Annotated in this window: 11 protein-coding genes; 5 read left to right on the top strand and 6 right to left on the bottom strand. The window is 69.6% G+C overall.

Annotation, left to right across the window (positions count from 1 at the left end; translation table 11 throughout):
- Positions 1-186: 186 nt before the first annotated feature.
- Positions 187-402, top strand: coding sequence for a hypothetical protein (locus ACMGFH_RS17690; RefSeq protein ID WP_415379795.1), 216 nt, complete (start codon positions 187-189; stop codon positions 400-402).
- 26 nt (positions 403-428) lie between these two features.
- Here the strand turns inward: ACMGFH_RS17690 and ACMGFH_RS17685 are convergent, their stop codons facing one another.
- Positions 429-2,033, bottom strand: coding sequence for a tryptophan--tRNA ligase (locus ACMGFH_RS17685; protein WP_415379794.1), 1,605 nt, complete (start codon positions 2,031-2,033; stop codon positions 429-431).
- Positions 2,034-2,304: 271 nt separating this feature from the next.
- Between ACMGFH_RS17685 and ACMGFH_RS17680 the strand changes: the two genes are divergently transcribed.
- On the top strand, positions 2,305-2,433 hold the full coding sequence (locus ACMGFH_RS17680; RefSeq protein ID WP_415379793.1) for a hypothetical protein: 129 nt from the start codon (positions 2,305-2,307) through the stop codon (positions 2,431-2,433).
- Positions 2,434-2,492: 59 nt separating this feature from the next.
- Positions 2,493-3,200: a class I SAM-dependent methyltransferase gene (locus ACMGFH_RS17675; protein ID WP_415379792.1), complete on the top strand. Its 708-nt coding sequence runs from the start codon at positions 2,493-2,495 to the stop codon at positions 3,198-3,200.
- A gap of 76 nt (positions 3,201-3,276) precedes the next feature.
- Here the strand turns inward: ACMGFH_RS17675 and endA are convergent, their stop codons facing one another.
- Entirely contained in the window at positions 3,277-4,347 is a 1,071-nt protein-coding gene (gene endA / locus ACMGFH_RS17670; RefSeq protein ID WP_415379791.1) for a tRNA-intron lyase, read from the bottom strand.
- A gap of 199 nt (positions 4,348-4,546) precedes the next feature.
- On the opposite strand from endA, the gene ACMGFH_RS17665 reads away from it, so the two are divergent.
- Positions 4,547-5,197 carry an HAD family hydrolase gene (locus tag ACMGFH_RS17665; protein ID WP_415379790.1) on the top strand — a complete coding sequence of 217 codons (651 nt, stop codon included), beginning with the start codon at positions 4,547-4,549 and terminating at the stop codon, positions 5,195-5,197.
- A 27-nt stretch (positions 5,198-5,224) separates the two neighbouring features.
- On the opposite strand, the gene ACMGFH_RS17660 is transcribed toward ACMGFH_RS17665, so the two are convergent.
- From ACMGFH_RS17660 to ACMGFH_RS17645, 4 genes are all read right to left on the bottom strand, one after another.
- A complete protein-coding gene (locus ACMGFH_RS17660; protein ID WP_415379789.1) occupies positions 5,225-5,944 on the bottom strand; it encodes a DUF91 domain-containing protein in 720 nt (239 codons plus the stop codon).
- A 143-nt stretch (positions 5,945-6,087) separates the two neighbouring features.
- On the bottom strand, positions 6,088-6,336 hold the full coding sequence (locus tag ACMGFH_RS17655) for a hypothetical protein (RefSeq protein ID WP_415379788.1): 249 nt from the start codon (positions 6,334-6,336) through the stop codon (positions 6,088-6,090).
- Positions 6,337-6,626: 290 nt separating this feature from the next.
- Positions 6,627-8,972, bottom strand: coding sequence for a DEAD/DEAH box helicase (locus ACMGFH_RS17650; RefSeq protein WP_415383278.1), 2,346 nt, complete (start codon positions 8,970-8,972; stop codon positions 6,627-6,629).
- 92 nt (positions 8,973-9,064) lie between these two features.
- Entirely contained in the window at positions 9,065-10,459 is a 1,395-nt protein-coding gene (locus ACMGFH_RS17645) for an MATE family efflux transporter (RefSeq protein ID WP_415379787.1), read from the bottom strand.
- A 94-nt stretch (positions 10,460-10,553) separates the two neighbouring features.
- On the opposite strand from ACMGFH_RS17645, the gene ACMGFH_RS17640 reads away from it, so the two are divergent.
- Positions 10,554-11,750: a M48 family metallopeptidase gene (locus ACMGFH_RS17640; RefSeq protein WP_415379786.1), complete on the top strand. Its 1,197-nt coding sequence runs from the start codon at positions 10,554-10,556 to the stop codon at positions 11,748-11,750.
- Positions 11,751-11,796: the final 46 nt, after the last annotated feature.

The following is an 11,796-nucleotide window of genomic DNA, read 5'->3' as shown; positions in this document are numbered from 1 at the left end:
CGAAGAAAAACCCGAACCCGGACCGCGCCGCTGGGGGTCTGCGGGCGATGCGTCCCGTCGTGGGTTCGGGTGCCATACGTCACTGATCCGCACCGCCGCCGAAAAGCGTTCCGGACTCGACGGTTCGGACGCTCGCCGCCGCGCCGCCGTGGCAACGTCTATGGGGACCGACCGCAAAGGGCGGGTATGGACCGCATTCGCAGCGCCCTGTTCACGTTTGCGACGAACTTCCTCGTCGGCTACGTCCTCGGTCGACTCCTGAAAGGCCGAGACGCCGGCGTCCGCGTCGGGATGGCGCTCGGGAGCCTCGGCGCCGTCGCCAGCTGGCGCCTGAGCGGACGGTTCGACGACATCCGCGTCGAACCCACGTCCGAACCGATCGAGATAGAGATCGACGGATAACCGCGCCTGCGTCCGGCCCCCGCGCCTTATCCGCGGCGGTCGGCGGCCACGTCCAGATCGATGTCCAGGTCGTCGAGTTTCTCGGCCCAATCCTCGCGTTCGTCCTGGTGGTCTTCGAGGAACTCGGCCATGAGCTCGGCGGCCTGCTCCTTGCACCCGCCACACAACCGCTCGCCGCCGACGCACTCCTCGTAGACCTCCGTCGCGAACTCGTCGTCGTCGCCCGCGAGCAGGTAGGCGTACAGCTCGTACACCGGGCACTCGTCGGCCTCGCCGCCGAGTTCGCGCTGTTCCTCGGCGGTCTCGCGGCCGCCCGTGGTCGCCGCCTTCACCTTGTCGTAGCCGTCTTCGGGGTCGTCGAGCAGGGAGATGTGCGACGCCGGAACGGACGAGGACATCTTGCCGCCGGTGAGGCCGGTCATGAACCGGTGGTAGATGGAGGAGGGGGCGCGGAAGCCGTAGCCGCCGTGGTCGACCTCGATCTCGCGGGCGAGGTCCTCGGCTTCGGCGCGCGAGAGGTCGAAGGCGTCGACGTGCTCGTCGTAGACGCGCTTCTCGCCGTCGACGGCCTCGATCAGCGCGTCGAAGGCCTCGTCGGTGGCGTTACGTCCGAGGAAGCGAGTCCGCCGGCGGATCGGCTCCATCCCGGCGTTTTCGAGCTTGGTGAGGACCCCCTCGACGGTGGCCGCGTCGTAGCCCGCCGACTCGTAGTCCGCGCGGTCCGCGCGCAGGGCCTCGGCAGCGTCCTCGCAGCGGAGCGCGTCGTCGGCGGGTTCGTCCAGCGACTCGTACACCGCACCGAGCAGGTCGCGCTCGTCCTCCTCGCCCACCTCGAAGCCGGCGAAGGCCTCGGTGACGCGGAAGTAGCGCATCCGCGCCGCCAGGTCGCGGGCGAGCCGCATGTGCGGGTCCTGGTCGGGACCGACGGGGATGACGGTGGGTCGGGGCTCGTCGAGTTGTGGGTAGAGGATGTCGGCCATCTGCGTGACGACGCTCTGCATGTGCGAGACGTCCGTCTCGCCGTCGAAGTCGTAGATCGCCTGCAGTTCGGAGAAGTTCGCCTCGACGCCGAGTTCGAAGGCCAGATCCTGCACGTCGCGATTGGTAGACTGTCGGTAGAGTTCCCCTTCCTCGGGGTCGAACCCGAGCGCGAGCAGCGAGAGGACGTAGTCGCGTGCGTGCGTGTCGATTTCGTCCCAGGTGAGCCCGCGGGCGCTGTGAGCTTCCAGGTCCGCGATGAGGCCGTAGGCGTCCCCGCCCTGCTGCTGGTGCCAGATTATCTCGTCGAAGACGAGCTTGTGGCCGATGTGCGGGTCGCCGGTGGGCATGAAGCCCGAGAGCGCGGCGAAGTCCTCGCCCTCGCGCATCGCGCGGGCGACGGGGCGGTAGTCTCGGTGGCCGAAGATGACACCGCGGCGCATCAGGTAGTGCGGGTCGGGGACCTCGGGGAGCAACTCGTCGAACTCCTCGATGCCGAACTCCGCGAACAGTTTCCGGTAGTCCGAGACGGTGGCCGACCCCCACGGGTCCAGCGCCACGTCGTCGGCCCCCTCGGCGTCGACCCCTCCGTCGGTAACGACGCCCTCCGGCCCCAGGTCTTCGAAGTCAGAATCGGGCGAATCGGCTGTCATCGATTGCGATACACTCGCGCCGACACGCACTAATACCGTTCGCTTTGCCCACCTCGCTCCGTCCGCGCCGAGGCGCCGACTCCCTCCTGGAGACGCCACCGCCGCAAGTTTTAAATCCCGGGCGTGTGAAGTTGTAAGTGAAGAGTAAACTTAATCGAAGTAGTAAGTTTTATTCGGGAGCACCAGCTACGGTAGTTTCCCGGGAGTAGCGAGGTCTCTCGGTCGGACGGGTACGGACGCACCGCACGGCGACCAGTCACGGCACCCCCACATGACAGTGCACGCACCCTACGGTTTCCCGGCGGACGACGGATCGGAGACGGACGACACCGACGAATCCGAAGACGAGGGCGGAGAGTTCGACGACGCCGAGAGCGGGCGGTCGGGCGGGCCGACCTGACCTAACGGCCGATCGGACTGCGGTATCGCTGCGGACGACTGGCGGACGATTTCGACTCCATGAGCGACGCAACTCACGACGATACAATCGACTGGCACCGTTTCTGGACCGACGCCGACGCGCGCGACCGCGCGGACGCGGGCCCGAGCGCCCACCACGCGACCGACGCCGTCGCGGCGTTCCTCGACGAGACCGGCGTCCCCGACGCGTTCGCCGACGTGGGCTGTGGCCCCGGCCACGTCGCCTTCGCGGTCGCCGACCGCTATCCCGACACCCGCGTCGTCGGCTACGACGCCGCCGAACCGGTTCTGGAGGAAAACTGCGAGCGCGCCCGAGAGGACGGCGTCGAGAACGTCGCCTTCGAGCGGACGATCCTCCCGGCGTTCGACCCCGACCGGGAGTTCGGCGTCGTCTTCTCGTACTTCACGCTCTGTTACGTGCGCGAGATCGAGGACGCGCTGCGCGCGATGTACGACGCGGTCGCCCCCGGCGGGTATCTGGTCTTCAACTACCAGAACCGGCTCGCCCGCGCCCACTGGCAGCGGATGGCCGACAATCCCGACGAGTTCTTGGGCGAGGACTCCCAGTTCGACGCCGACCGCTTCGAGGAGCGATTCAGGCTCCTGCTCGACGGCGAGAACCTGCTGTCCTACGAGCGGATCCACGACGCGCTGGGCACCTGGCCCCAGAGCGTCTGGTCGGTCGTCGACAAGCCGGACGTGCGGTGGGCGTGGCGTCACCACCCGCTGGTGTACGTGCCGAAGTAGTGGATCGAGGATTCAGCCGCGATAGCGCGTGCTGTCGGCCGGGACAGGGCGACTCAGAGCAGACCGATCGAGGGACTCACGGCGTCAGCCGGGTCACCGAGAGCCACTCGACGTCGCCGCCGCCGGCCGCGCCGTCGTCGCCGACGAGCGCGAACATCATCGTCTTCCGCACGCCGTGGGCCAGCCGGACGTCGAGCGCGAGGTCCCGCGGCGAGAAGGTGTGTCCGGCGGGGAACACCCGAACCAACAGCTCGGAGTGGCCCAGGTCCTCGACCGACTGTACGTCGGCGTAGGTCCGGAAGTCGGCGCCGAACTTGTAGCCGGTCTTGGGGACCACGCCGCGGTCGCGCAACGACTCGTAGACGCGCAGGCGTCGGTCGAATCGCTCGCCCTCGACCTCGCGGCCGCGCGCGACGACCGCTTCGGTGCCCCCGTCGACCACCAGCACCCCCTCGCGAGCGAGATACGCCGCTTCGAGGAGCGAGAGCTGGATGACGTCGCCGCGCTGGTCGTCCAGGGGCTGTCCGTAGAACCCGCGGTCGTAGATGGCGTCCGGGGGGTCCCACAACAGGACGCGGTCGGACAGCAGTTCGCCCGAGACGCCTTCGTGCAGATCGGCGTCGCTCGTCCCCGAGACGTCCCGCCGCTCGGTCTCGAGATAGGTGAGTTCGCTCTCCTCGTCGACGACGGCGAGGACGAGGTCGCCGAGATCTGACGACGGAACGTCCTCGCGCTCGCTGACGACGGCGACGCGGTAGGCCACCTCGTCGTCCCACGGCCCCGAGCCCCGAGGGTACACGACGAAGTCAACCGCGGGGTCGTCGATGGCGCTCCGGGCGGCCGCCGAATCGGTCCACCCCGCGCGGGCGGGCGAGAGGTAGAACCCGCGGTCGCGCAGGTCTTTGTAGACGAGGAAGGCGGTCTCCGAGACGGCCGCGGAAGCGAGGAACGCGCGGAAGTCCATCGCTTCGCCGTCCGGCCCCTCGACGGCGTCGAGGTCGCCGCGGTAGAGGAGGTGGGCCGCTTCGACGGGCGCGAGTTCGAGCGCGCCGGCGTCGACGGGGTGGCCGTACCCGCTGGAGTCGTAGAATCGCTCGCGGGCCTGGTCCCCCGCCCGCACAGCGTCACCCGAGAGCGTCGCTTGCATGAGTCATCGGTACCCGTCTGCGCTGAAAGCACCTGCGATCACGGGTCGAAAGTGGCCGTTAAGTCGCCAACACCGCCGCCGCGAACAGCGCGGGAGCGTCCGGACCCGGTCACGTGTTTCGGCCGGCACTGTTCGCCGTGATAGCCGGAACGCGACGGCCCTCCAAAAGACACTCCACAGACCCGCGAGACCACGAGTCATGGACGCGGTCTGTTTCGACATGGACGGAGTGCTGGTCGACTCGGAAGACTACTGGCACCCTCACGAACGGGACGACCTCCTCCCGCGGATCGGCCTCGAAGACCTCGATCTCGACGAGATCACGGGGATGAACTACCGGGAGATCTACGACTACCTGGTCGAGACCTACGAGATCGAGATGGAACGAGCGGCGTTCCTCGGGTGGTACGACGAGGCCGCGACGACCATCTACGGCGAGGAGGTGCGCCTGTTAGACGGCGCCGACGACCTGCTCGCGGCGCTCGACGAGCGCGGCGTGACCATCGCGCTCGTCTCTTCGTCGCCCCACGACTGGATCGACCTCGTCCTCGACCGCTTCGACCTCGAGTTCGACGCGGTGATCAGCGCCGACGCGCTGGACGGCCCGGGCAAACCAGAACCCGCCGTCTACGAACACGCCGCGAGTGAGATCGGGGTCGACCCCGCCGACGCAGTCGCCGTCGAGGACTCCGTCCACGGGATCGAATCAGCGAGCCGCGCAGGGATGCACGTCGTCGGCTTCTGCCACGGCAGCGCGGACGAGACCGACCGGAGCGCCGCGGACTACGTCGCGGACTCGCCGGCCGACCTGCGCGAGCACGTACTCGCCCGCGCGGGCGAGGGCACGTAGCCGCCGACAGCGCCGGTCCGCGGCCGCTCAGGTCTTCTCACACCCCGTATCGAGACAGCGGCGGCCCGAAGGCGTCTCGAAGACCGGCAGTCCGCAGTCGCAGGTGCCGTCGATCACCCCGGTCGGGATGCCGAACCCGGTGTCGCAGTCCGGATAGCGCTCGCAGCCGGCGATGAGGCCGCCCCGACGGAGCACACGCAACTCGCCGTCGCAGTTCGGACAGTCCCACTCGCGGTCGAACCGCTCGGTCACGCGGTCGTCGATAGATTCACAGTCCCGATCCACGCAGACCTCGAACGCTTCGCCGCGCTCGACCCGCAACAGGGGGAGCCCGCAGACGGGACAGGTCTCGTCGAGGACGGCCGCGTCCCGCGGGACCGAGAACTCGTCGTCGCAGTCGCCGCAGCGCACGGCCCCGCCGGCGAGGACGAGCTGGCCGTCGCAGACCGGGCAGTCGCCGACGGGGACGCCCGCCCGCGAGACGGGGTGGCGCGCGCTCCCGTGTTCGTCGTGGATCTCGACGCGGAGTCGCTGGTCGCCCTCACGGGCGTCGAGCACGCCGTCGACGAACTGGACGCTGTCCGCCCGGGTGAGCCACGCTACCGGCTGGTAGCCGTCGGCGTCGTGGACAAGGACGGTGTTGTCCGGCTTGACCACCGTGACCACGTCGCCGCGATGTTCGCGTTCGCTGCGCCCGTCGAACGTCGTCGTGCAGTCGCCAGCGACGACGCGCACCTCGTCGTGCATGGGCCGGCGTGGTCGCGCTCTCGGACTTAAACGTCAGGGAGCGAGGGCACGGAGGGAGACGGGAGAGGGAGAGAAAACGGAGGGCAGGAGTCGAGGCGGGGGCGTTCGGAGGGGGACTGCGGTGGAGGGCGCGCCTTCGCGTGTCAGTCCTGGTTGTAGCCGTGGCCGATCCGGAGCGCGACGACGTTCGCGATCAGCAGCGCGACGAACAGCGGCGCCCGCTGGGCGGCCGAGCCCGACGCGACGACCGCGAGCATCGCGAAGGGCAACGCGACGGCCGACCAGAAGCCGGCGAACTGGGCGGAGCCGACCAGCAGCGACTGGAGGCGCTGTGCGCCACGGTTGGTGGAGAGTTCGGGGACGGAGCGACGGAACGGGGAAGCACTGGACATCTGTTGTCACCTACTACCCACTTGCATCCCCTACCCCATATAAAGGACAGACCGCTAGGGTGATTTCGCGCCGTTTGACGCGAATCGTCCGATTTAGCCACTCCCGATCGGACCTTTCAATTGGTTTTCTAACGTTTTATAACCGTTTCAAAACTGCACAGAACGTTTAAAACAGGATCTAAACTGATAACCCATTCAGGCGGACGAGAAGATGTCCCCGGCATCGAATCGGAGGTGCACGGGGGCGCACGGAGACGCCCGACGTCGACTGCCGGTTCGACGCGGGTCGGTCACTCGACGCGGACCGAGCGAGTCTCGACGACCGGGTGGAGCGGGAGTTCGGGGAACGCGACCTCGATGGCGTACTCCAGTTCGTCGGCGTCGCCGCCGAAGACGCCGACCGGGAGGTCGGCCTCGCCGAGGTAGCGGTTCATGGACGTCATCTCGACCGCGTTGACCGTCACGCGCAGGCCCGCGCGGGCGTCGCCGCCGACGTTCCGGACGGTGACCTCCTGCATGTCGTTCTCGCCGGCGGCCACGGTGTCGGGGAAATCGCCCCACTCGACGACGACGTTGGGGAGTTCGCCGGCGCTCTCGATCACGCGCTCGGCGACGCCCTCCGAGAGCCCCGCGGATCGGAGGCCTTCGACGCCGGCCTCGCGGACGTCGGCGGGGGTCGTGATGCCCTCGGCGGCGAGTTTGCTCGCGCGACCGGGGCCGACGCCGTCGATCGCCGTGAGCCCGACCGCGTCGTCGCTGATGCCGTTCTCGATGCGAGCCTCAATGCGACAGGCGAGGTTGGCGGCTTCGGCGCCCGCGAGGCGGTCGAGGAACGCCCGCAGCGCGGCGAGCAGGCGCAGGGCGTTCTGCGTGATGACCCAGGCGTCGCTCTGGAGTTCGCCGGGCGTCGTCCCGCGCATCCGCGATTCGAGGATGGCAAGCACCTTCCGACCGCCGGGGTCCAGGTCCTCGGTCTGTCCGAGGACGGCCGCGACGGCGTCGCGCTCGTCCGAGCGCGCGCTGACGCTGTCGAACTCCGCGGCGGTGGCGATGGCTCGTAAGATCCCGTCCTGGTCGATCTCGCCTTCCTCGTCGGCCCGTTCGGCCAGATCGGCGAACTCGCGGGCAGTGTCGAGCCGCAGGTAGAACTTCGAGGCGAGGCGGCCCAGCGGCGTGGGTTCGAGACGCATGTCCTCGCGCTCGACGAATCCGGTGGCGACCAGCGACCGAAGGGTGTCGCTCACGCGCTCGCGGAGCGCGCCTTCGGAGGCGTACTCGTCGGGGGCGCTCTGGGCGCGGACGTAGTAGAAGGTGGTCTCTAACCAGTCCATCACGTCCTCGATGTCGCCGATCGTCCCCAGCGCGATCTCGGCGTTGAGGTGGGCGTCGAGGTCCTCAGCGAGGCGGGACTCGATCTCCTTGCCCTCGCGGAGGAGTTTGCGGTACTTGTCGGCGTCCGAGGAGTCGCAGACGACCCAGGCGTACCCCTTGTCGTCGTAGCCCGGCCGACCGGCGCGGCCGAGCATCTGGAGCACGTCGAGCGGGCTCATGTCTACCTCGCCCTCCAGGGGGTCGTGCAGTTTCGTATCGCGGATGACGACACAGCGGGCGGGGAGGTTCACGCCCCAGGCGAGCGTCGACGTGGAGAAGAGCAACTGGAGCTTCCCCTCCTTGAACCACTGCTCGACGAGGTTCTTGTCCTCCTTCGAGAGGCCGGCGTGGTGGAAGCCGACGCCGTCGAGGACGGACTGGCGGAGCGTGTCGTTCGAGAGCTCCGAAGCGTCGGTGTGGAAGTCGTAGTCGCCGCGGGCGCCCATCGGGATGTCGCGCTCGACGATCTCGTCGCGGGCCTTCTTGGCGGCCTGGACGGTGTCCTGGCGAGAGGAGACGAACACGAGCGCCTGCCCCTCGTCCCGGATGTGCGGTTCGGCGATGTCGAGCGCGCGGTAGAGCCGGCGGTACTTGTCGGCGAAGGCGTTGTCGCCGTGGGTGTAGGTGCGCACGTCGGCGTGGAGCGGGACCGGGCGGTACTCGTCGCCGAACTCGAAGGTGTTGTCGGCGGGTGCGTCGAGCCACCCGGCGACGTCGTCGACGTTCGGCATCGTCGCCGAGAGCGCGACGACCCGGGGGTCACACAGGCGGCGCAGGCGCGACACCGTCACTTCCAGCACGGAGCCGCGCTTCTCCGAGTCGAGCAGGTGGACCTCGTCGATGACGCAGCAGTCCACGTCGGTGATGAAGGAGTAGCGCGGCGAGTCGTGTTTCCGGGTGGCGGAGTCGGCCTTCTCGGGCGTCATCACGAGGATGTCGGCCCGTTCGGCGCGGCGGGGGTTCAGGTCGCGCTCGCCGGTGACGACGTAGACCGAATACCCGAGGTCCTCGAAGCGCTCCCACTCGCTCTCCTTCTCGTTGGTCAGAGCGCGCAGCGGCGCGAGGAAGAGGGCCGTGCCGTCGGCCTCGATGGCTTCGCAGATGGCGACCTCGGCGAGGGCGGTCTTGCCGCTGGCGGTCGGCGCGCTGACGACGACGTTCTCGGTCGAGTCGAGCAGCGCGGGCAGCACCGAACACTGCATGGCGTTGAACCGCTCGAACGGGAAGGCGCCGGCGTAGTCGGGCAACACCTCGGCGACCGCCAGTTCCGTCTCGCCGTCGGCGTGGCGTGACACGACAGGAGGCGGGGGCCCCGTCGGCATATGCGTTTCTATGCCGGAGTGAAAGTGGTCCGCCGTCAATCGGAGGCGGCGGCCTCGTCGGCCGCCTGGTGGAGCATTCCGCGGTCAGCCGAGCGGTAGAAGTACGCCGCCAGCCACAGCGCCGCGGCGACGTTCGAGAGCGTGACGCCCCAGAAGACGGCCGCGACTCCGAGGTCGAGGATGTACGCGCCGACGAGCGCGACCGGCAGGCGGACCGCCCAGTACTGGGCGAGCGTCGAGTACATGCTCACGTCCGTGTTGCCGGCGCCGTTGAACCCGGCCTCGACGGTGTAGATGGCGCCCAGCGCCCAGTAACCGTAAGCGAGGATCTGGAGGTAGAGGACAGTGTACTCCAGCGCCTGCCCGGACAGGTCGGGGACGAACACCTGCGCTATCGGCGCGGGGACGAGCCACTGGACCGCGCCGAACACGGAGAGTCCGACCACCGCGATGGCGACGCCGATCCAGGTGGCCCTGCGGGCGCGTGAGGGCTGCTCGGCGCCGAGGTTCTGGCCGACGATGCTCGTCGCGGCCTGTGCGACCCCCGTGGCCGGGACGAACGCGATCGTTGCGACCTGCGATCCGATGTGGTAGGCCGCCAGCCCCGCGGAGCCGCCGACTGCCGAGACGACGGCGATCATCCCGAGGCGGGCGACCTGCCGGCCTGCACCCTGTCCGGCGATCGGAAGCCCGACGTCGACCACTTCACGGGCGGTGTCGAGGTGCGGACGGAGCGCCTGGCGGGTGAGGACGAATCCCTGTCGACCGCGGGCGGCGAGCGCGAGCGCGAACAGGGCGCCGCAGCCGTACCCGATGGCGGTCGCGAGCGCCGCGCCGAACAGTTCCAGCCGGGGGAACACCCACCAGCCGAGGATGAGGAAGGGGTCGGCGATCACGTTGACGACGATGGCGGTGAGGTTGACGTACAGCGCCGCCCGCGTGTCGCCCCAGCCGGTGAAGCCGCTCTCCAGCGTGTCGCTGGCGGCGACGGCGACGAGCGCGAGCGCGTAGGCAGTGAGGTAGCTGACAGCGTACGACTGGACCGTCGAATCGTCTACGAACGCCGCCGCGATGGGATCGGCCGCGACGACGAGACCGGCGCCGAGCACCGCGGCGACGGCGATCGCACAGGCCGCGGCCGTGAACGGGACTCGCCGGGCCGCGACCACCTCGTCGGCCCCGACGCGCTGGGAGGTGACGATCTGCCCCCCCGCGAAGAAACCCCGGAGCGGGACCGTCAGCAGCGCCACGACCACGGTCGCGAGACCGACTGCCGCCACGGCCTGCCCGCCGAGACGACCTACCCAGAAGAGGTCGACCACCGACTGGGCGACCAGCGCGAAGTTCTGGGCGACCAGCGGCCCGGCCAGTATCACGAGCGCCCGAGGCAGCGACCCACCCACGATATCCTCGCGCGACACATCGAACATGCCGTATCCTCAGTTCCTACTACATGTTAAATATTTGTATCGATGTTTTGAGCAGAGTACAGGACTGTTCGGTGACATTTTGTACTCCCCGGCCGTGGCTCCGGGAGTGATCCCCCGCTTCACCCTCCCCGACGCCCTCTCCTTCCCGGTCGCCCTCCGCTTCCCGGTCGACCTCTCGCCACCCCATGTCGCGGCCCTGGCCGCCCACGCGGTCGTCGTTCTGGTCGTCGGTGTCGCGGTCCATCGGCGCGCTCGCACGTCGTACGAGGGGCCCGCGGGCGACGCCGAGACCGCCGCCGAACTGCGGGGACTCCGCCACAGGGGGGTACTCGTGGGCGCGGCCGTCGGTGCTCTCGTCACCTTCCGAACGGGTCTCGCCCGGACGGCACAGGCCGGCGCGGCGGACGCGCTCGCGGACGCGACGGGAGCGCCGACGGCCGGCGCGGTCGGGGGCGTCCTGGTCGCGGTCGCCGTCTACGCCCTGCCCGTCGTCGCCCTCGCGGTCGTCGTCCGCCTGGCGACGGTTCCCTACCGGCGCGCCGCCCGCGGGTTTCGGCTGCGTTACCGCGACGCAGCCGCCTGGGAACTCGAACGCGACGGCGTCGGACTCCTCGGCGTTCTGCTCGCCGCCGGCGCCATCGCGCTGGTCCCCGCGGGGTGGCCGCGCGTCCTCGCGGCCGTCGGCCTGGGGTTAGTCGCGACGGCGCTGACGCCCTTCGCACTCGTCGTCGCCCTGCAAACCCGCTGGCCGACCGACGACGAGCGAGCCGCCGTCGGCGACGTGCTCCCCCGCGGCGTCCATCTGCGTGTCGTCGACGACCGGACGCGCCTCGGCAGCGCCGTCGCCGCCGGGTTCGTCCCCGGCGCCGAGTACGTCTTCTGCACCGAGTCGCTGTTCGCCGTGCTCGACGACGAGGAACTGCGCGCCGTGGTCGCCCACGAGGTGGGTCACCACGAGCGCGAGCACGTCCTCCTGCGGTACTCGCTGGTCGCGACGGCCGCGGGCGCCGCGCTCGGCGTCGCCTCCGTCGCGCCGGAGGTCGCGCTCGGGGCGCTCGTGGTCGGCACGGCGCCCGCTGCCGTCGCCCTCGCCTGGGTCGTCCGCCGGACCGAAGAACAGGCGGACGCCTACGCCGCCGAGGCCGTGAGCGGAGCGGCGCTCGCGAGCGCGCTGGAGACGCTCGCCGAGAACCGCTACGTCGTGGAGGCGACCGGCCCGTCGCGTCTGCTCTCGTATCACCCGCCGCTCGGCGAACGGATCACTCGGCTTCGAGGCCGACCGTCGGGGTGAGCGGCGGACCCGGGACTGCCCCCACAGAAAGATTATCGCCGACAGC

It is taken from the genome of Halosimplex rarum (assembly GCF_047715405.1).
Lineage (GTDB): Archaea > Halobacteriota > Halobacteria > Halobacteriales > Haloarculaceae > Halosimplex > Halosimplex rarum.
This window is presented reverse-complemented; position numbering and strand designations above follow the sequence as displayed.